We start from the raw sequence: 21,071 nt of genomic DNA, 5'->3' as shown, positions 1-21,071 counted from the left end.
ATATAAAGTTAGGGGAGGACTTTAAATGTTTTCAGCAATTTCCATGGCCTTTGTAAGTGCGCCTAATTTGCTATATGTTTCTTGTAATTCAGTTTCAGGGTCTGATGCTGCAACTAAACCTGCACCAGCTTGATAATGCAATTGATGATTCTTACTCAAAAAAGTTCTGATCATAATAGCATGATTAAAGTTTCCGGTGAAATCCATAAAACCAATTGCACCACCATAATAACCACGACTTGTTTTTTCATATTTTTCAATCAACTGCATGGCCATATGTTTTGGCGCTCCACTTAATGTGCCGGCCGGAAAAGTGTCTGCCACAACTTTCATTGTTGGAATATCTTTTTTCTTTTGCCCAATTACTTTTGAAACCAAATGAATAACATGTGAGAAAAATTGCACCTCTCTATAATTTGCAACTTTAACCATGTTGCCATTTCGGCTTAAGTCATTTCTTGCGAGATCCACGAGCATTACATGTTCGCTATTTTCTTTTGTGTCTTCAGTTAATTCTTTAGCCAATATTGCGTCTTGTTCGTCATTACCTGTTCTTTTGAAAGTACCTGCTATTGGGTGAATTTCAGCACTTCCGTCTTTGACAATTATTTGTGCTTCTGGCGAACTACCAAAGATTTTAAAATCTCCATAATCAAAATAAAACAAGTACGGAGAAGGATTTACAGAACGTAATGCACGATAAACATTAAACTCATCGCCTTTAAAACCTTGTGAAAACCTTCGTGAAAGTACAAGTTGAAAAACATCGCCACGTTGACAGTGTTTTTTAGCCAATCGCACATGTTCTCTGTATTCTTCATCTTTTAGATTTGATTCAACTTTTCCTTCCATAGAAAAATTATAGGAAGCAAAATTTCGAACATTTAAGATTTGTTCAATTTCAGCTATATTCGCTTCATTCTCATAACAATGCGCAAAAATATAGGCTTCATTTTTAAAGTGATTTATAGCGATAATATTTTGATAAACTGCATAGTAAATATCTGGTATGGTTAATGAATTTTCTTTATGTGAAATTGTCACATCTTCATAGTACCGAACAGCATTGTATGCCATATAACCAAAAAGACCGTTGTTGATAAACTTAAAATCATTGCTTTCAGAAGTGAAATTTTTACTGAACGCTTCAATGATTTCTACAACATTGGTTTGCTGGTCTATTTTAGTTTCTTTTACGCTGCCATCAGGATAATTTTCTTCAATAACTTCATTTTCAACCTTTATAGAAGCTATAGGGTTGCAGCAGATATATGAGAAACTATTGTCATTTGCATGGTAGTCGCTACTTTCTAATAGTATGCTGTTCGGAAAACGATCTCTAATTTTCAGATACACACTAACCGGAGTAATGGTGTCAGCAAGTATTTTTTTATAAGATGTTTTTAGTTGGTATTTCATAAATCGCATTAATTAAAAAAGGCCTGTCGTGAAGACAGGCCTTATATAGTTTGACTATAATGATGCTCAGCTCACGATTTTTTTCGAGAGTTGCTCCACCACCATATTTTTGTCATGTAAATATTCATTGCTTCAAATATATAAATCATTTTTAAACTTGCAAATTAATTCAAATAAAAAACCCCGTCTCAATAAAGAAACGGGGTTAAACTTGTGAGGTCAAGTTTACTTAATATGCTAAATCGACAACAAGGTCGAATTCATCGTAAATTGTTTTATCACCAAGGTTTTCAAAGAAATTACCAGATCTGTATTTAATATCATATTTGGTACGATCTACTTTTAAAGTAGCCATCGCCTTGTTTTCATAAAGTGAAATTACAAAAGTTATAGGTTTTGTAATACCTTTTATAGTTAAATCTCCAGTTACTGTATAAGATTTATCATTAAAAGGTTTAACACTTGTGATAATTAATTTTGAAGTTTTATGATTTTCAACTCCGAAAAAGTCATCTGATTTTAAGTGACCTTCTAATTTACCTTTCATTTCACCTTGAACATCAGTTGATACTAATGTTGGCATATCTACAACAAATTCACCGCCTGTTAGTTTTTTGCCATCAAATAATAAATGACCAGATTTAAGCGCTACTGTGCCTTCATGGCCACCAGCTACTTTATAGGCTTTCCAAGTGATAGAACTTGCTTCAGTTTTTATTTCTTTTTTTTCGCCGTCAATTGGCTCAGTAGCAGTTGCAGTTAATCCGAAAACCATAGCGAATGCTAAACTTAATATTCCTTTTTTCATAATTTTAAATGTTTACTAGTTAATGATTTTATTAATTATAGTTGTATAAATAGTTCTTCGTTCGATTTACGAACTTTTTTATAGTGTTGTGTTTCGTCTTCTTCAGATCGATACCCTAATGTTATTACCACTGATGCGTTCAAATTTTTCTTGTCTAAATCTAATATTTTATTATATTCTTTGGCATCAAAACCTTCCATTGGGCATGAATCAATTTTTAACGTTGCCGCTGCAGATAATAAGTTTCCTAGTGCAATATAGGTTTGTTTTGCTGTCCAATTCTTTTTGTCTACTTCAGAAAGCATGCCAAGTTTCGATTTCATAAATTCACCATACTGATTTAGAGAATCAAGTTTTAAGTTTCGAGTTTCAGCAACATTTTCTAAATAATCATCTACCAATTCATTACCGAAATCTGCCTTATTAGCAAATATAATAAGATGTGAGGCATCAGTAATTTGTGATTGCCCCCATGAAGCAGATTTTAATTTTTCGCGCAATTCATCATTGGTGATTACCAAAACTTGATACGGTTGTAAACCGTATGAAGATGCGCTCAATCTTACTGTCTCTAGTAAGGTGTCTATATCGTCATTTGATATTTTTTTCGAATCATCAAATTTCTTCGTGGCATAACGCCAGTTAAGGTCTTCTATAATATTCATATTAGTTAAAATTCAAGGTTAAAATTTATTCAATAAATTATTTAATTGTTTAAGATCTTGTTCGGTCAAATCTTGTACAATAAAGTCATTTGCTTTTTCCATTTCGGCATCCATAAATTTAAGGGCCTTTAATCCATCTTTAGTAATATTAATTTCAACTTTTCGGCGATTTGAGGGGCATACTATTCTGTCTACATAGCCTTTTGATAAAAGCTTATCAACCAGTCTAGTTGTATTACTCATTTTTGTCACCATTCGCTCGTTCAGCGTTGAAAGGTTTGAGGGCTTACCCTTTTGTCCTCTTAATATTCTAAGTACATTAAACTGTTGAATTGATATATCATGCGGCTTTAAGGCTGATGCAAAAATTTCAGTAATCTTCGCATTAACCAATGTTAAATGAATCAATGTTCTCGGAATTAATGGAATTTCCGTTTCGGTTTTTATGATTTTCTCTACATTCATGTATCTACAACAATTGTATATACAAATGTATAACTGTATTTGGTTTATTTTAGAATAGTTTCGCTAAATGTTTGTTAAATAATTTTTCAAACACCTTTTGCTACAAATACCGTATTTTTGAATTTTAAAATTCAACAGTAAAAGTTATGTCAGATTTATCACAAAACGAGTGGGAAGACCAATTGAATGAGGATCAAAACGCTATTATACTGGATGTTCGTACACCAGAGGAAGTAGAAGATGGGTATATTCCGAATTCAATAAATATTGATATTTATCTGGGTCAAGAATTCATGGATAAAGTTGAAAAACTAGATAAAAGTAAAAACTACTATGTTTACTGCAGAAGCGGTAATAGAAGTGGCCAAGCTTGTGCCATTTTAAATAGCCTTGGTATTGAAAACGCCTATAATCTAGAAGGTGGGTTTATGAATTGGGAAGGGGAAGTAGCTGAATAGAGCTGTGTAAATAATTAAGGTTGGTAGTTTTAAAAATTACGGTCAGTTTTATTGACTGTTTGATTTTTGAAATAAAACTATTGTATACCAAACCAATGTACATTGCGCGAAGACCTCTTACATTTTATATGGAAGTATAAAAAACTGCAATTAGCAGATTTGATAACTTCAGATAATGAAACAGTCACTATTATTGATGTAGGGCTTCATAATCATCAATCAGGTCCTGATTTTTTCAATTCTAAAATTAAAATTGGTAATCAATTATGGGCTGGTAATGTAGAAATGCATTTGAAGTCTTCTGATTGGTATGTTCACAATCATCAACAAGATTCTAACTACAATAATGTAATATTACATGTTGTTTGGCAAGATGATTCGGAGATATTTAGAAGTGATGGAACAAAAATTCCCACGGTAGCGCTCAAAAATTATATTTCACAAGATTTATTAAATAACTATCAGAATCTACTTAACCAAAGTGGTAAATCATTTATAAATTGTGAAAATGAGATAGCCTCTGTAGATGATTTCTTATTGAATAATTGGAAAGAACGTTTGTTTTTTGAGCGTTTAGAAGCTAAATCGGACTTGGTATATGTCTTATTGAAAGAATCAAATAATGATTGGGAGCAGGTGCTTTTTAAAATGTTACTTAAAAACTTTGGACTCAAAATAAACGGTCAAGCCTTTATGAGTTTAGCAAATGCCTTAGATTTTTCAATACTTAAAAAACTTCGAAACGACACCTTTGCTCTTGAAAGTGTTTTTTTCGGAATGTCAAGTTTGTTAGAAAAGAATACAATTGTAGATGATTATTACATTCAGTTGAAAAAAGAATATCAGTTTCAAAAGAAGAAATTTGAATTACAAGAAGCTGCGGTTCAAAAACCTGAATTCTTTAAATTAAGACCTTCAAATTTCCCAACAATTCGACTTTCTCAATTGGCGAGTCTGTATTCTAAGCATCAAAACCTTTTTAGTGTTCTAATTAATTGTAATGACTTGTCTGAGATGTATCGTTTGTTCAATATAAAAGCCAGTGAATACTGGACTAACCATTACACATTTGGTAAATTGTCAAAAAAGAACCCCAAAAGATTAACCAAGAAATTTATTGATCTTTTGATTGTGAATACCATTTTACCTATAAAATTTAGTCATGCTAAGTATCTAGGTAAGGTTGTTGATGAGGAAATTCAACAGCTAATATCGCATTTAAAATCAGAAGAAAATACTATAGTTTCAAACTATAAAATGTTGAAAGTAAATATTAAAAATGCGGGTGATAGTCAAGCTATCATACAATTGTATAATGAGTATTGTTCAAAAAATAGGTGTTTGCAATGTGCGGTAGGTGCTGAATTATTAAAAGGAAATAGTTAGCTTTAAAGAATGAATTTTTTCTATAATATACTTTATTACTTTCAAAAACGAGGCTTCGAGGTGTGTCGGCGAATCGCTGATCGCATGGGAATCAGAGCAAGAGTGGTTAGAACATCATTCATTTATCTGACCTTTGCAACTTTGGGTTTTGGTTTTGCTCTTTATCTATTTCTTACATTTTTGCTTAAAATTAAAGATTTGATTTATACCAAAAGAACCTCAGTTTTTGACCTATAATATGTTTAAACTATTTCGTTCTAAAATATACTTGGCGATTTTTTTACTGGTTTCAGTAATGTTTATTGGTTTATTTGGTTATCATTTTATTTATGATTTCGATTGGCTTGATGCCTTTTATATGACAATCATAACTATAACAACGGTAGGTTTTAATGAAGTTCATCCTTTAGGCGATTCTGCAAAAATATTTACAGTTTTATTAATTATAACTAGTGTTTTTATTATAGGATTTGCTATTGCGGTAATTACCGAATATATTCTTGGAAAAAACACTTTACAAATACTTAAGAAAAAAAGAGTGAAGAATAAAATTAAAGCATTAACTGGTCATACAATAATCTGTGGTTTTGGAAGAAATGGTTCGCAGGCTGCAATTAGCCTTGCAAATTATGAGCGTTCGTTTGTTGTAATTGAACAAGATAAAAGTGTAATAGAAAAATTTGAAGAGGATTTTCTTTTCGTGGAGGGAGATGCAAATGATGATATGGTTTTAATGCAAGCTGGTATCGAAAAAGCAAATTACCTTATTGCAGCTTTACCCGAAGATACAGATAATCTATTTGTTGTATTATCCGCTAAACAGTTGAATCAAAAATTATTTATTATTAGTAGAGCCTCTCAAATTAACTCGCAAAAAAAATTACGTTTGGCAGGTGCAGATAAGGTGATAATGCCAGACAAAGTTGGCGGTGATCATATGGCTGCATTGGTTGTAAATCCCGATTTAATTGATTTTATGGATCGAATTTCAAATGTTACTGATGGCACAGCTAATTTAGAAGTAGTGGAGATTGAAGAACTTATTGGTAATATGGACTGCAGTTCTATTAACGACTTAGACTTAAGAAAAAGAACGGGTTGTACAATAATTGGTTATATTTCTCCAAATGGAAAATATGTTATTAACCCTGGGCCAGACTTAAAATTAGAATCTAAAAGTAAGGTAATTGTATTGGGTAATCCTGAGCAGATAAAAAATCTCAACCAAATGTTTAAAATTGAATAAAATCTATAATTAGTTAATACTTGAAGTAATACTTGATTCTGATGCTTATTTTTAGGATATTGTCGCCCAACAAACTTTTAAATTAAACCAAATAAATATACTATGAAGTATAAACTTCTTACAATTTTCACTCTTTTATTTCCTGTTTTAACATTTGCTCAGGAACAAGGATTGGATGAAAAAATCGATGAGGCTTTTAAGCCAGTTTCCGATTTCTTTTCTGCTGTTATCTTCTTTAATATTTGGCAAGATCCTGATATTCCTTTTGTTTTAGTGTTGTTGGTTGCTAGTGCTTTGTTTTTTACAATATATTTTGGTTTTCCGAATGTTCGATTTTTTGGTAAAGCGATAAATACGGTTCGAGGTAAGTATGAAGATATTGAAAAGCATGGTGCAAAAGAATTGTATGGGGAAGATGGTATCGCACAAGGGCAAGATTTATCAAATGTAGATATAGAAGAGCATCTCGTAAAAATGGAAGATAATCTCGCTGTTGATGGTGATATTGTCGATACTATTCGAGATGAAAGTTCTGATGGCGAAGTGAGTCACTTTCAGGCTTTGGCAACTGCTGTTTCTGGTACCGTAGGTAACGGTAATATAGCAGGTGTTGCTTTAGCAATTGCTCTAGGTGGGCCAGGTGCTACTTTTTGGATGATTATTTGTGGTCTTTTGGGTATGTCTACCAAATTTGTTGAATGTACGTTAGGCGTACAATACAGAGATGTTGGTGAAGATGGTACTGTTTATGGTGGGCCCATGTACTATATCAGTAAAGGATTAAAAGCTAAAGGCTTTAAGAAAGTTGGTAAAGTTGCTGCTGTTATATTCGCAATTTTCTGTATTGGTGGTTCATTCGGTGGCGGAAACGCAGCCCAATCTAATCAGGCAACTATTGTTTTAAAAGAATTGTTTAACTGGCAAAGTACTGCAGCTGGTGCAATAGTCGGAATAGTGTTAGCAATATTGGTTGGTATTATTATTATCGGTGGTATTAAACGTATTGCCCAAGTAACGGAAAAAGTGGTCCCATTTATGGCAGTAATGTATGTTGTGGCTTGTTTGTATATCATTCTAAGCAATTTTACATTAATTGATGATGCGGTTTCTTTAATTATAACAGAAGCATTTAACCCTAAGGCAATTGGAGTAGGGGGTATAATTGGTGTTCTATTAGTAGGATTCAAAAGAGCAGCTTTTTCTAACGAAGCTGGTGCTGGTTCTGCTTCCATAGCACACTCTGCAGTACGTACAAAGTATTCTGCTAGTGAAGGGCTTGTGGCATTACTTGAACCTTTTATTGATACGGTACTTATCTGTACAATGACTGCGCTAGTTATTGTAATTTTTAATTTCGGTGGCTACTTTGAATATGGTGCTGATGTAAGTACTGATGGTAGTGGAGCTGTTATGATTGGTAATGAAGTTGTACAGGGAGCTGGTATAACAGCAAAGGCATTTGCAGAATACATACCTTATTCTAATATATTCTTGACAATTGCTGTGGTGTTATTCGCTGTTTCTACCATGATTTCATGGTCGTATTACGGACTACAATCTTGGAAGTTTCTTTTCGGACGAGGTAAAGTTGCAGATTTAACCTATAAGTTTTTGTTTCTAATTTTCGTTGTTATTGGCGCTGCAGCAAGTATGGGCTCCATTTGGGCATTTTCAGATGCTATGATTTTTGCAATGGTATTTCCAAATATGATAGGGCTTTTCTTCCTTTATCCTGTGGTGAAAAAACAGCTGAATCGATATCTAGATGCTATCAAATTAAAAACTGATGCAATAGAAGACTAATTATTATTTGATTTCGTGGAAAAAATAAAATCTCACTTCAAGTTCAATAAGCAAGAACGAAGTGGGATTTTCTTTTTACTACTTTTCATTGTTTTGCTTCAATTAGGTTATTTTCTTTGGATGCGTTTTTCTTCGGATAATGTTGTAAAAGCCCTTCATATAGACCCTCTAATGCAAGCGCAAATAGATTCGCTAAAGAAAAATGCTGTACAGCAAGATTCCATTAAAATTTTTCCATTCAATCCTAATTTTATTACAGACTATAAAGGATATACTTTAGGAATGTCAATTGAAGAAATTGATAGATTACATAACTTTCGGAAGACAAATAGTTATGTGAATTCTAAAGAAGAATTTCAGCAAGTCACTAAAATATCAGACAGTCTACTACAAACAATAGCCCCTTATTTCAAGTTTCCAGAATGGACCCAGAATAAGAAACAGAATTCTAAGAATTATAATAAGTCGTCCTTAAAAAAGGAAGTTGTCAAAGTTTCTGTAACAAAGAAGCACGTAAAATTAACTGACCTTAATACAGCAACGGCTGAAGATTTAAAATTAATTAATGGAATAGGGGAAAAGTTGTCTGCACGAATTGTGAAATTTCGTGATCGCTTAGGTGGTTTTGTGGTAAAAGAACAATTGAGTCATGTTTATGGTCTTGAATCAGAAGTTGTAGAGAATGTCTTTAAACAGTTCGAGATTAAGTCAATACCAACTATTAATAAAATTAATATTAATGAAGCTTCTGTTGATGATTTAACACAACTGGTGTATTTTAATTATGATATGGCTCGTAAAATTATTAATTATAGAGATACTAGCGGGGGAATTGTAGCGTTTAATGAATTGGCAACTATAGAAGGATTTCCTAGTGAAAAATTGGTAATAATTCAGCTATATTTGTCCCTCAATTAGAAATCCCAAAGAATGAAAGTTGATATTGAATCGCAAATGAATTTTGAGTATTCTGAAACGCAGCAAATGGTAGCCGTTTCAGCGAAAGAGTTTGCTGAACAACATATACGGCCAAATGTGATGATTTGGGACGAAGCACAAACATTTCCTGTTGAGCTTTTTAAGAAAGCGGGTGAAATGGGTTTCATGGGTGTTTTAGTGCCTGAAATTTATGGTGGATCCGGTCTGGGTTATCATGAGTATATTGCTATCATAGAAGAAATTTCAAAAGTGGATCCTTCAATTGGTTTATCTGTTGCTGCACATAATTCATTATGTACCAATCATATTCTTAGTTTTGGTAATGAAGAACAGAAGCAAAGGTGGCTTCCGAAATTGGCAACTGCTGAATTTATTGGAGCCTGGGGTTTAACCGAACATAACACTGGTTCTGATGCTGGCGGAATGAATACCACAGCTGTAAAGGATGGTGATAATTGGATTTTAAACGGAGCAAAAAATTTCATTACACATGGTAAAAGTGGTGATGTTGCAGTAGTTATTACTAGAACAGGAGAAAAAGGAGATAGTCACGGTATGACAGCTTTTGTGGTTGAAATGGGTATGCCGGGTTTTACAAGTGGTAAAAAAGAAGATAAATTAGGCATGCGTGCAAGTGAAACTGCAGAAATGATTTTTGATAATTGTAAAGTGTCTGATGCTAATAGATTGGGTGAAGTTGGTGATGGTTTTATTCAAAGTATGAAGGTCTTAGATGGCGGTAGAATTTCTATTGGGGCATTATCATTAGGCACTGCTAAAGGCGCGTATGAAGCAGCGCTTAAGTATTCTAAAGAGCGGGTGCAATTTGGTAAGCCAATTTGTGAATTTCAAGGAATTTCTTTTAAACTAGCTGATATGGCAACTGAAATTGAAGCTGCTGAGCTATTGCTACATAAAGCAGCATTCATGAAAAATAAAGGTGAAAAAGTAACCAAGATAGGGGCTATGGCTAAAATGTATGCCTCAGAACTTTGTGTTCGTGCAGCAAATGAAGCTGTACAGATTCATGGTGGTTACGGGTTTACAAAAGATTTTCCGGTTGAGAAATTCTATAGAGATGCTAAGCTTTGTACAATAGGTGAGGGCACTACTGAAATTCAAAAAATAGTGATTGCTAAAAATATTTTAAAGTAATATTTAGCTAATCCATTTATTAAATATATATTTGCACTCCCGTTTTCAAAACGGAGTTAATCATAATGAAAGGAGGTTGTAGCCTATGTTAATAATACCAATTAAAGAAGGAGAGAATATCGATAGAGCTTTGAAACGTTTCAAGCGTAAATTCGATAAAACAGGTACAATGCGTCAATTGCGCAAACGCCAACAATTTGCAAAACCATCTGTAGTTCGTAGAGCACAGATTCAAAAAGCACAGTACATTCAAGGATTGCGAGATCAAGAGGATATCTAGAAATCGTTTATCTTTTAATCATATTAAATCTCATTCGTCACAAGGCGGGTGAGATTTTTTTGTTTCCATACTTCTGCGCAGCCTCCCTTAAAATGACATAACTTTGTGTTATGTCTATTCAAGCCTTTGTCGATTATCTTTTGCATGAAAAGAATTATTCTTTACATACAGTTACTGCGTATCAAAAAGATATTCAAGCTTTTTCAGACTTCTGTTTAATTAAATATGAAATTTCAAACATTGATAGTGTAGACTATGCTATAGTAAGAGGTTGGATTGTAATGCTGGTTGATGATGAAATTTCTAATAGAACTGTTAATAGAAAGATTGCATCTTTAAAGGCGTATTATAAATTTCTGCAGCGTATTGGTTTAATTGATTCAAATCCTTTAGCAAAACATAAGGCGCTTAAAACTGCAAAAAAGATTGAAGTGCCTTTTTCTGAAGAAGAAATGGCTCAGGTGTTATCTCAAATCGATTTTGAAGATGATTTTGAGGGTATTCGCAATAAATTAATTATTGAGCTTCTTTACACTACGGGTATGCGTAGGGCAGAGCTGGTTGGTCTTACTGTTGAAAATGTGGACTTAAAGAATAGGGTGCTCAAAGTTTTAGGAAAAAGAAATAAAGAACGCTTGGTGCCATTATTGCCAAATACAATAGAATTGTTTAATTTATACCTGGAACGAAGAGAAACATTAGAGAATATTTTTGATAAATCGTTTATTTTTCTGTCAAAATCAGGTAAGAAAGTTTACGGAACTCTTGTCTATAGAGTTATAAATCATTATCTTAGTTTGGTCTCGAGCAAGGTGAAAAGAAGTCCGCATATATTAAGACATACTTTTGCAACCCACTTACTCAATAAAGGGGCAGATTTGAACTCGGTAAAAGAATTATTAGGTCATTCAAGCCTAGCATCAACACAAGTATATACACATAATAGTATAGCTGAATTGAAAAAAATACATTCTATGAGTCATCCTCGAAGTAAAAATTAACGTTTTTTAATAATTTTAAAATATGGCCTATGAAATAAATTCAAGCAAAATTTGTTCTTAGTAAACTTAATTATCCGTGCTAGAAATACGGACTCTACCACTTTTATTAACATAAAAAATAAAAAAGATGAAAGTAAATGCGCAATCAGTAAATTTTAACGCAGATCGTAATTTGATTGATTTTGTACAAAATCGATTAAATAAGTTAGAGGTTTTTTATGATAAAATCGTAAGCTCTGACATTTATATGAAGGTAGAGAACACTAGTTCTAAAGAGAATAAGATAGTGGAAATCAGTATACATATACCCAAAGATAAGTTTGTGGTGAAAAAACAATGTAGAACATTTGAAGAAGCTATTGATTCTGCTTGCAGTTCATTAGAACGCACTTTAGTCAAAAAGAAAGAAAAAATGAGGGCATATGCTTAAAGAAAATTTTCCTTGTTTTATTTTGATTAAAGAAATAAATATATACATTTGCAGTCCGTTAGAAATAGCGGGCTTTTTTTTTGCTAAAAAGCATGAAAATTGCCGATGTAGCTCAGCTGGCTAGAGCAGCTGATTTGTAATCAGCAGGTCGTGGGTTCGAGTCCCTCCATCGGCTCTAAAGGTCTTTAAAATAGTGGGTTTGGGGAGATACTCAAGCGGCCAACGAGGGCAGACTGTAAATCTGCTGACTACGTCTTCGCAGGTTCGAATCCTGCTCTCCCCACAATTTTATGAGACACATGAGCTAAATGTGGAATTTTAATTTTTCAAGAAATTAAAGTTTGTGTTTAGGGTTTTTATGTGAATTGTGAAAAAATAATAAGTATTGCGGGAGTAGCTCAGTTGGTAGAGCGTCAGCCTTCCAAGCTGAATGTCGCCGGTTCGAACCCGGTCTCCCGCTCAAAATGACAATATATTGTCATTCCTGCGAAGGCAGGAATCTTTTCCTTTTAAAAGGAGGAAGATGTTAAACACTTTACGCCGGCGTAGCTCAGGGGTAGAGCGTTTCCTTGGTAAGGAAGAGGTCACGAGTTCAAATCTCGTCGTTGGCTCAAATAGAAGAAGCATTAATTATTGTACACTAATATAAACTTAGATTAAAATTCATTTAAAATGGCAAAGGAAACTTTTGATCGTTCCAAACCGCACTTAAATATTGGTACTATTGGACACGTAGATCACGGTAAAACAACATTAACTGCTGCTATTACTACGGTATTAGCAAATGCAGGGCTTTCTGAATTGAGAAGCTTCGAGTCAATCGACAACGCTCCTGAAGAAAAAGAAAGAGGTATTACAATTAACACATCGCATGTAGAGTATTCTACTGCTAACCGTCACTACGCACACGTTGACTGTCCTGGTCACGCGGATTACGTAAAGAACATGGTAACTGGTGCTGCTCAAATGGACGGTGCTATTCTTGTTGTTGCTGCAACTGATGGTCCAATGCCACAAACTCGTGAGCACATACTTTTAGGTCGCCAGGTTGGTATTCCTAGAATTGTTGTTTTCATGAATAAAGTTGACATGGTTGACGATGAAGAGCTTTTAGAGCTTGTTGAAATGGAAATTAGAGAATTACTTTCTTTCTATGAGTATGATGGTGATAACGGACCTGTTGTTGCTGGATCTGCTCTTGGTGCACTTAACGGTGAGCAAAAGTGGGTTGATACTGTAATGAAATTAATGGAAGAAGTTGATGCTTGGATCGAGCTTCCTAAAAGAGATGTTGAAAAAGATTTCTTAATGCCTGTTGAAGATGTATTTACGATTACTGGTCGTGGTACTGTTGCAACTGGTCGTATTGAAACTGGTGTTGCTAATACAGGTGATGCAGTTGATATCATCGGTATGGGTGCTGAGAAATTATCTTCTACCGTAACTGGTGTTGAGATGTTCCGTAAGATTTTGGATAGAGGTGAAGCTGGAGATAACGTTGGTATCTTGTTAAGAGGTATTGAAAAATCTCAAATTTCTAGAGGAATGGTAATCTGTAAGCCAGGTTCTGTTAAGCCACATGCTAAATTTGAAGCTGAGGTTTATATCCTTAAGAAAGAAGAAGGTGGTCGTCACACACCATTCCATAACAACTACCGTCCTCAGTTCTACGTAAGAACTACAGATGTTACAGGTACTATTAATCTTCCTAGTGGAGTTGAAATGGTTATGCCTGGTGATAACCTTACTATAATTGTTGAATTACTTTCTCCTATCGCATTAAGTGAAGGACTTCGTTTTGCAATTCGTGAAGGTGGTAGAACAGTTGGTGCTGGTCAAGTTACCAAGATTTTAGATTAAGATTATTTAAGATAGTTTATATTAAGGGTGTCCGCCATTTGGCGGATACCTTTCAATGTAAATAAATACGGGTGTAGCTCAGTTGGTAGAGCACTGGTCTCCAAAACCAGGTGTCGGGAGTTCGAGTCTCTCCTCCCGTGCCAAAAAGGGCTAAGAGGTAAATAAATATTTATCCTTAGGATAACAAAAAATATATTTCTTATTTAAGTAAGAGATACTAAAAGCACTAGATATGTTGACCTATATTAAAGAGTCCATAGACGAACTTAGAAACAATGTTACATTGCCACCCAAGGCTGAATCATACAATCTAATGGTTGTGGTAGCTGTTTTTTCAATAATATTCGCTTTGGCGACTTGGGGAGTCGATTCGCTTTTTGGTAAATTGGTGAAATTGTATTTTAATAACATATTAAATTAATAGATCACTATGTCTGAGGTGTTAGAGAAAAAATGGTATGTTGTAAGAGCGGTCAGTGGTCAAGAGAATAAAATCAAAGGCTATATTGAAAGCGAAGTTGAGCGTCATGGTTTTTCTGATTATTTAGAAGATGTATTGGTGCCAACTGAAAAGGTTGTTCAAATAAGAAATGGTAAGAAAATAAATAAAGAACGTGTTTATTTTCCTGGTTATATTATGATAAAGGCCAATTTGGCTGGTGAAATGATTCATATCATAAGATCAATTACTAATGTTATCGGATTTTTAGGGGAAACTAAAGGGGGTGATCCTGTTCCACTTAGAAAGAGTGAAGTAAATAGAATGCTAGGTAAGGTTGATGAGTTGGCGGTTAATACTGATGCTGTTGCAATACCATTTGTTTTTGGTGAAACAGTAAAAGTAATTGATGGTCCGTTTAATGGCTTTAATGGTACTGTTGAAAAAATCAACGAAGAAAAGCGTAAGCTAGAGGTGATGGTGAAAATTTTCGGAAGAAAAACACCATTAGAACTTAGTTATATGCAAGTAGAAAAAATATAGAATCATCTTATTTAGATGATTAGAAAATAATTGTTACGTAGTAATAAGTTGTGTTGCTTCTAATTGACACAATTTGAATTTAATATTAAACAATGGCAAAAGAAGTAGGTAAAGTAGTTAAACTACAAGTTAGGGGAGGTGCAGCGAATCCATCGCCACCGGTCGGACCCGCCTTAGGTGCTGCCGGTGTTAACATCATGGAGTTCTGTAAGCAGTTTAATGCTCGTACGCAGGATAAACCAGGTAAAGTTTTACCAGTTGTTATCACGGTATACAAAGACAAGTCTTTCGACTTTATTGTAAAGACACCGCCAGCGGCAGTTCAACTTTTGGAAGCAGCTAAGATTAAAAAAGGATCTGGCGAACCTAACCGAGTTAAAACTGGGAGTGTTTCCTGGGATCAGGTTAAGACAATAGCAGAAGATAAAATGGTAGACTTAAATGCGTTTACTGTTGAATCAGCTATGAGTATGATTGCAGGTACTGCAAGGTCAATGGGCCTTAAAGTAGCTGGAAAGAGACCTTTTTAAATCTTATAAAGCAATTAAATGGCAAAGTTGACAAAAAAGCAAAAAGAGGCACATGCTAAAATCGAAAAAGATAAGCTTTATTCGATTGAGGAAGCTTCAGCTTTGGTAAAAGAAATTACCAATGCGAAGTTTGATGCTTCTGTTGATATTGCAGTTCGTTTGGGCGTAGACCCTAGAAAAGCAGATCAAATGGTTCGTGGTGTTGTTACACTACCGAATGGTACTGGTAAAGATGTTAAAGTTTTAGCATTGGTTACCCCTGATAAAGAAGCCGAAGCTACAGAAGCTGGTGCTGATTATGTAGGTTTAGATGAGTATTTGGATAAAATAAAAGGCGGTTGGACAGATGTTGATGTTATAATCACCATGCCAAGTGTTATGGGTAAATTAGGCCCTTTAGGACGAGTATTAGGTCCAAGAGGTTTAATGCCGAATCCAAAAACAGGAACGGTTACTATGGATGTTGCTAAGGCAGTATCTGAAGTTAAAGCCGGTAAAATAGATTTTAAAGTTGATAAAACAGGTATCGTGCATGCAGCTATAGGAAAGTCTTCTTTCTCTGCTGATAAAATTGCAGGTAATGCCATAGAGCTTTTAGAAACTTTGAACAAATTGAAGCCATCTTCGTCTAAAGGTATTTACATGAAAAGTATTTTCATGTCAAGTACTATGAGCCCAAGTATTCAATTAGATCCAAAGACAGTAAAATAACTGATAGTCAAACAATTTTAATCATGACAAAACAAGAAAAAGGAGTCGTAATAGAAGATTTGACGAAACAGTTAGCTGAAAGTTCGATTATTTATTTAGCCGATATTTCAGGATTAGATGCACAAACAACTTCTGATTTAAGAAGAGCTTGTTATAAATCTAATATTCAACTGGCAGTAGTCAAAAATACTTTATTGGCGAAAGCCATGGAGGCAGCTGATAAAGAATTCGGTGAGCTTCCTGAAGTATTAAAAGGAAATACTTCTTTGATGTTCTCTGAGGTTGGTAATGGTCCAGCTAAAGTAATAAAGAGCTTCAGGAAAAAATCTGATAAACCCTTATTAAAAGGTGCTTTCATTGAGGAAGCAATCTACGTAGGGGATGATAAACTAGATGCACTAGTGAGTATCAAGTCTAAAGAAGAAATGATTGGAGAAATCATCGGGTTGTTGCAATCGCCAGCCAAGAATGTTATCTCTGGTCTTAAATCTGGTGGTGGTAAACTGGCAGGTATTCTTAAGACATTATCAGAACGTTAATTTGCGCACTATAAACAATTATATTTTAAAATTTTATTAAACGATAGAAAGAATGGCAGAATTAAAAGATTTCGCAGAACAGTTGGTTAACTTAACCGTAAAAGAGGTTAATGAATTAGCTGCTATATTAAAAGATGAGTATGGTATTGAGCCTGCAGCTGCGGCTGTAGCAGTTGCTGCTGGTGGTGGCGGAGGTAGCGAAGAAGCTGCTGAAGAAAAATCAGAATTTGACGTAATTTTGAAAGCAGCTGGTGCTTCTAAATTGGCCGTTGTTAAATTGGTAAAAGAATTGACAGGTCTTGGATTAAAAGATGCTAAAGACATCGTAGATAGCGCACCAAAAGCCGTGAAGGAAGGTGTATCTAAAGACGAAGCTGAAGGTATCAAAAAATCTTTAGAAGAAGCAGGAGCAGAAGTTGAGCTTAAGTAATAGCTACAACAAATAGCACATTTGGGGTTTAGGTCTTTCCATATTATATGGATAGACCTAAACCTATTTATAAGTATTATGTCTGCCTAGAGCAGTCAACCAATTAATATTCACGATCAAAATTTTATCATAGATGTTGACAAAACAGACTGAAAGAATAAATTTTGCATCCGCCAAGAATACGCCGGAATATCCGGATTTCTTGGACATTCAGATTAAATCGTTTCAAGACTTCTTTCAACTTGAAACTAAATCTGACGAAAGGGGCAATGAAGGATTATACAATACCTTCATGGAAAACTTCCCGATTACGGACACTAGAAATCAGTTCGTTCTCGAATTTTTGGACTACTTCATAGATCCGCCAAGATATTCTATTCAAGAATGTATTGAGCGTGGTTTGACTCATAGCGTTCCATTGAAGGCTAGATTGAAGTTGTACTGTACTGATGAAGAACATGAAGATTTTGAAACAATCGTTCAAGATGTTTATTTAGGTACTATACCTTATATGACACCGAGCGGTACTTTTGTTATCAATGGTGCTGAGCGTGTAGTTGTTTCACAATTGCACAGATCACCAGGTGTTTTCTTCGGACAATCTTTCCATGCTAATGGAACAAAATTATACTCTGCCAGGGTAATACCTTTTAAAGGTTCTTGGATAGAATTTGCTACGGATATCAATGGCGTTATGTACGCTTATATTGATCGTAAGAAAAAATTACCAGTTACTACACTGTTCAGAGCTATAGGTTTTGAACGTGATAAGGATATCTTAGAAATTTTTGATTTATCTGAAGAAATTAAAGTTTCTAATGCTGGATTAAAAAAAGTTTTAGGTCGCAAGTTGGCGGCACGTGTCTTGAATACTTGGCATGAAGATTTTGTAGATGAAGATACTGGCGAAGTGGTCTCTATTGAAAGAAATGAAATCGTACTTGATCGTGATACGGTTTTAGAAAAAGAGCACATTGAGCAAATAATGGAAGCGGATGTTAAGTCTATTCTTTTACATAAAGAGAGTAATGGACAATCTGACTATTCAATTATTCATAACACACTCCAGAAGGATCCAACAAATTCTGAAAAAGAAGCTGTTGAACATATTTATCGTCAATTACGTAATGCTGAGCCGCCCGATGAAGAGACTGCTCGTGGTATTATTGATAAATTATTCTTCTCTGATCAGCGTTATAACTTAGGTGAAGTTGGACGTTACAGAATGAATAAAAAATTGCAATTGGATATTGGAATGGATAAGCAAGTCTTGACCAAAGAAGATATCATTACAATTATAAAATATTTGATTGAGCTTATCAATTCTAAAGCAGAAATTGATGATATCGATCACCTTTCTAACCGTCGTGTTCGTACCGTTGGAGAGCAACTTTCATCTCAGTTTGGTGTGGGTCTTGCACGTATGGCAAGAACTATACGTGAACGTATGAATGTTCGTGATAATGAGGTATTTACACCTATAGATTTAATTAATGCGAAGACCTTGTCTTCTGTGATTAATTCATTCTTTGGTACAAACCAATTATCTCAGTTTATGGATCAAACAAATCCATTAGCAGAGATTACGCACAAGCGAAGATTATCAGCCCTTGGGCCAGGTGGTCTTTCACGTGAAAGAGCTGGTTTTGAAGTACGTGATGTTCACTACACGCACTACGGAAGATTATGTCCGATAGAAACTCCTGAAGGTCCGAACATTGGTCTTATCTCTTCTTTGGCAGTATTTGCTAAAGTGAATCCAATGGGCTTTTTAGAAACACCTTATCGTACGGTAACTAAAGGAAAAGTAGATACTCAAAACTTTAGATATTTAAGTGCTGAAGAAGAAGAGGGAATGAAAATTGCGCAAGCAAATATTCCTCTTAATGAAGATGATAGCATTAAAAATGATAAAGTAATTGCCCGTGAAGAGGGTGATTTCCCGGTAGTTGATCCATTAGAGATTAACTATACCGATGTTGCTCCTAATCAAATTGCATCTATTTCAGCTTCTTTGATTCCCTTCTTAGAGCATGATGATGCCAACCGTGCATTGATGGGCTCTAACATGATGCGTCAGGCTGTTCCTTTATTACGTCCACAAGCTCCGATTGTTGGTACTGGTTTAGAAAGACAGGTTGCTTCAGATTCAAGAGTTTTAATAAATGCTGAAGGTGATGGTACAATTGAGTATGTTGATGCTCAAAAAATTACTATTAAGTACAAAAGGTCAGAAGCTGAACGTTTGATTAGCTTTGAAGATGATTCTAAGACTTATCAATTGGTGAAGTTTAGAAAAACCAACCAAGGTACTAGTATCAACTTAAAGCCTATTGTAAAAAGAGGAGATAAAGTTAAAAAAGGTCAGGTTCTTTGTGAAGGCTATGCAACTGAAAAAGGTGAATTAGCATTAGGAAGAAACCTAACTGTAGCATTTATGCCTTGGAAAGGGTATAACTTTGAAGATGCAATTGTAATTTCTGAAAAAGTTGTTCGTGAAGATATCTTTACTTCTATTCACGTAGATGAATATTCTTTAGAAGTTAGGGATACTAAGTTGGGTGCTGAAGAATTAACTCATGATATTCCTAATGTTTCAGAAGAGGCTACAAAAGACCTTGATGAGAATGGAATGATTCGTATTGGTGCTGAAGTAAAACCTGGTGATATTTTAATTGGTAAGATTACTCCGAAAGGGGAGTCAGATCCAACACCTGAAGAAAAATTACTTCGCGCAATTTTTGGTGACAAAGCTGGTGATGTAAAAGATGCTTCTTTAAAAGCTTCTCCATCACTTAGAGGTGTAGTTATTGAAAAGAAATTGTTCTCAAGATCTGTAAAAGATAAGCGTAGACGTTCTGAAGATAAAGAAGAATTGAACAAATTGGAACTTGAATATGAAGTGAAGTTCCAAGAGCTTAAAGATGTGTTGATTGAAAAGTTGTTCACTTTAGTAGGTGGTAAAACATCACAAGGTGTAATGAATGATTTGGGTGAAGAAGTTCTTCCGAAAGGAAAGAAATACACGCAAAAAATGCTTAATTCAGTTGATGATTATGCGCATTTAGTAGGTGGAAGTTGGACTGCAGATAAAGCTAATAATTCGGCTGTTGCAGATTTACTTCACAACTATAAAATTAAATTGAACGATCTTCAAGGTAACTTGAGAAGAGATAAATTTACAATTTCAGTAGGTGATGAATTGCCTGCAGGAATTATGAAATTAGCTAAGGTCTATGTCGCTAAAAAGCGTAAGCTTAAAGTTGGTGATAAGATGGCTGGTCGTCACGGTAATAAAGGTATTGTATCTAGAATAGTACGTCATGAAGACATGCCATTCTTAGAAGACGGTACTCCTGTTGATATCGTATTAAATCCACTTGGTGTACCATCTCGTATGAACATTGGGCAGATTTATGAAACCGTATTGGGTTGGGCAGGCTTAAAGCTTGGTAAGAAATTTGGTACTCCAATTTTTGATGGTGCTACTTTAGATCAAATCAACGGTTATACTGATGAAGCGGGTATTCCAAGATTCGGACATACTTATCTTTTTGATGGTGGTACAGGTCAGCGTTTTGATCAACCTGCAACAGTGGGTGTGATTTACATGTTGAAATTAGGCCATATGGTTGATGACAAGATGCACGCAAGATCAATTGGACCGTACTCATTGATTACGCAGCAGCCACTTGGTGGTAAAGCACAATTTGGTGGTCAACGTTTCGGAGAAATGGAAGTTTGGGCGCTTGAAGCATATGGTGCATCAGCTACTTTACGTGAAATTTTGACAGTTAAGTCTGATGATGTAATTGGTAGAGCTAAGACCTACGAGTCAATCGTAAAAGGTGAAACAATGCCAGAACCCGGACTACCGGAATCTTTCAACGTATTGATGCATGAACTTAAAGGTTTAGGTTTAGATATTAGATTGGAAGAATAGTTTTAGAACACACAATATAAT

General features: G+C 34.7%; 22 protein-coding genes and 5 tRNA genes. 23 read left to right on the top strand and 4 right to left on the bottom strand.

All coding sequences use genetic code 11. The features are described from left to right. Positions 1-21: 21 nt before the first annotated feature. The 4 genes from JQC67_RS17705 to JQC67_RS17690 all read right to left on the bottom strand — a co-directional run bounded on the left by JQC67_RS17705 (position 22) and on the right by JQC67_RS17690 (position 3,357). On the bottom strand, positions 22-1,419 hold the full coding sequence (locus JQC67_RS17705; protein WP_203254238.1) for an anthranilate synthase component I family protein: 1,398 nt from the start codon (positions 1,417-1,419) through the stop codon (positions 22-24). 229 nt (positions 1,420-1,648) lie between these two features. Further along, complete coding sequence (locus JQC67_RS17700; protein ID WP_203254237.1) at positions 1,649-2,227, bottom strand: YceI family protein; 579 nt, start codon at positions 2,225-2,227, stop codon at positions 1,649-1,651. Positions 2,228-2,262: 35 nt separating this feature from the next. Next, positions 2,263-2,892, bottom strand: coding sequence for an NAD(P)H-dependent oxidoreductase (locus JQC67_RS17695; protein WP_203254236.1), 630 nt, complete (start codon positions 2,890-2,892; stop codon positions 2,263-2,265). A gap of 18 nt (positions 2,893-2,910) precedes the next feature. Next, positions 2,911-3,357: a MarR family winged helix-turn-helix transcriptional regulator gene (locus tag JQC67_RS17690; RefSeq protein WP_203254235.1), complete on the bottom strand. Its 447-nt coding sequence runs from the start codon at positions 3,355-3,357 to the stop codon at positions 2,911-2,913. A 146-nt stretch (positions 3,358-3,503) separates the two neighbouring features. On the opposite strand from JQC67_RS17690, the gene JQC67_RS17685 reads away from it, so the two are divergent. The 23 genes from JQC67_RS17685 (at position 3,504) to rpoB (ending at position 21,050) form a co-directional block, all read left to right on the top strand. After that, complete coding sequence (locus JQC67_RS17685) at positions 3,504-3,815, top strand: rhodanese-like domain-containing protein (RefSeq protein ID WP_203254234.1); 312 nt, start codon at positions 3,504-3,506, stop codon at positions 3,813-3,815. A 102-nt stretch (positions 3,816-3,917) separates the two neighbouring features. Next, a complete protein-coding gene (locus JQC67_RS17680; protein ID WP_203254233.1) occupies positions 3,918-5,201 on the top strand; it encodes a DUF2851 family protein in 1,284 nt (427 codons plus the stop codon). Positions 5,202-5,210: 9 nt separating this feature from the next. After that, positions 5,211-5,438, top strand: a complete 228-nt coding sequence (locus JQC67_RS19100) for a PspC domain-containing protein (RefSeq protein ID WP_238934890.1) — start codon at positions 5,211-5,213, stop codon at positions 5,436-5,438. A 1-nt stretch (position 5,439) separates the two neighbouring features. Continuing rightward, positions 5,440-6,447, top strand: a complete 1,008-nt coding sequence (locus JQC67_RS17675; RefSeq protein WP_203254232.1) for a potassium channel family protein — start codon at positions 5,440-5,442, stop codon at positions 6,445-6,447. Between the two features lie 102 nt (positions 6,448-6,549). Next, on the top strand, positions 6,550-8,250 hold the full coding sequence (locus JQC67_RS17670; protein WP_203254231.1) for an alanine/glycine:cation symporter family protein: 1,701 nt from the start codon (positions 6,550-6,552) through the stop codon (positions 8,248-8,250). Positions 8,251-8,265: 15 nt separating this feature from the next. Beyond that, positions 8,266-9,168, top strand: a complete 903-nt coding sequence (locus JQC67_RS17665) for a ComEA family DNA-binding protein (protein ID WP_203254230.1) — start codon at positions 8,266-8,268, stop codon at positions 9,166-9,168. Between the two features lie 36 nt (positions 9,169-9,204). Beyond that, the gene (locus JQC67_RS17660; protein ID WP_203254517.1) at positions 9,205-10,344 is read left to right on the top strand and encodes an acyl-CoA dehydrogenase family protein; all 1,140 of its coding nucleotides are present in this window, start codon (positions 9,205-9,207) and stop codon (positions 10,342-10,344) included. A gap of 85 nt (positions 10,345-10,429) precedes the next feature. Further along, entirely contained in the window at positions 10,430-10,624 is a 195-nt protein-coding gene (gene rpsU, locus JQC67_RS17655; protein WP_203254229.1) for a 30S ribosomal protein S21, read from the top strand. A gap of 110 nt (positions 10,625-10,734) precedes the next feature. Then, positions 10,735-11,625, top strand: coding sequence for a tyrosine-type recombinase/integrase (locus tag JQC67_RS17650; protein WP_203254228.1), 891 nt, complete (start codon positions 10,735-10,737; stop codon positions 11,623-11,625). A gap of 127 nt (positions 11,626-11,752) precedes the next feature. After that, positions 11,753-12,055 (top strand): ribosome hibernation-promoting factor, HPF/YfiA family, encoded by a 303-nt coding sequence (hpf, locus tag JQC67_RS17645; protein WP_203254227.1) that lies wholly within the window; start codon positions 11,753-11,755, stop codon positions 12,053-12,055. A 101-nt stretch (positions 12,056-12,156) separates the two neighbouring features. Next, positions 12,157-12,230, top strand: a tRNA-Thr gene (locus JQC67_RS17640). A 26-nt stretch (positions 12,231-12,256) separates the two neighbouring features. Continuing rightward, positions 12,257-12,338: transfer RNA gene (locus JQC67_RS17635), tRNA-Tyr, on the top strand. A gap of 104 nt (positions 12,339-12,442) precedes the next feature. Beyond that, positions 12,443-12,515, top strand: a tRNA-Gly gene (locus JQC67_RS17630). 79 nt (positions 12,516-12,594) lie between these two features. Further along, positions 12,595-12,666 (top strand) — tRNA-Thr (locus tag JQC67_RS17625). Between the two features lie 61 nt (positions 12,667-12,727). After that, on the top strand, positions 12,728-13,915 hold the full coding sequence (gene tuf / locus JQC67_RS17620; protein WP_203254226.1) for an elongation factor Tu: 1,188 nt from the start codon (positions 12,728-12,730) through the stop codon (positions 13,913-13,915). 67 nt (positions 13,916-13,982) lie between these two features. Next, positions 13,983-14,058, top strand: a tRNA-Trp gene (locus tag JQC67_RS17615). Between the two features lie 89 nt (positions 14,059-14,147). Then, positions 14,148-14,336 carry a preprotein translocase subunit SecE gene (gene secE / locus JQC67_RS17610; RefSeq protein WP_203254225.1) on the top strand — a complete coding sequence of 63 codons (189 nt, stop codon included), beginning with the start codon at positions 14,148-14,150 and terminating at the stop codon, positions 14,334-14,336. 9 nt (positions 14,337-14,345) lie between these two features. Continuing rightward, entirely contained in the window at positions 14,346-14,897 is a 552-nt protein-coding gene (gene nusG / locus JQC67_RS17605; protein WP_153755498.1) for a transcription termination/antitermination protein NusG, read from the top strand. A gap of 92 nt (positions 14,898-14,989) precedes the next feature. Next, positions 14,990-15,427, top strand: a complete 438-nt coding sequence (gene rplK / locus JQC67_RS17600) for a 50S ribosomal protein L11 (protein WP_203254224.1) — start codon at positions 14,990-14,992, stop codon at positions 15,425-15,427. Between the two features lie 18 nt (positions 15,428-15,445). Continuing rightward, on the top strand, positions 15,446-16,138 hold the full coding sequence (gene rplA / locus JQC67_RS17595) for a 50S ribosomal protein L1 (RefSeq protein WP_203254223.1): 693 nt from the start codon (positions 15,446-15,448) through the stop codon (positions 16,136-16,138). A gap of 23 nt (positions 16,139-16,161) precedes the next feature. Then, entirely contained in the window at positions 16,162-16,677 is a 516-nt protein-coding gene (gene rplJ, locus JQC67_RS17590; RefSeq protein ID WP_203254222.1) for a 50S ribosomal protein L10, read from the top strand. A gap of 52 nt (positions 16,678-16,729) precedes the next feature. Further along, complete coding sequence (gene rplL, locus JQC67_RS17585) at positions 16,730-17,107, top strand: 50S ribosomal protein L7/L12 (RefSeq protein ID WP_203254221.1); 378 nt, start codon at positions 16,730-16,732, stop codon at positions 17,105-17,107. Positions 17,108-17,240: 133 nt separating this feature from the next. Further along, complete coding sequence (rpoB, locus tag JQC67_RS17580) at positions 17,241-21,050, top strand: DNA-directed RNA polymerase subunit beta (RefSeq protein ID WP_203254220.1); 3,810 nt, start codon at positions 17,241-17,243, stop codon at positions 21,048-21,050. The last annotated feature ends 21 nt before the right edge of the window (positions 21,051-21,071 follow it).

This window comes from Aurantibacter crassamenti, from assembly GCF_016811105.1.
GTDB classification, from domain to species: Bacteria; Bacteroidota; Bacteroidia; order Flavobacteriales; family Flavobacteriaceae; genus Aurantibacter_A; species Aurantibacter_A crassamenti.
This window is presented reverse-complemented; position numbering and strand designations above follow the sequence as displayed.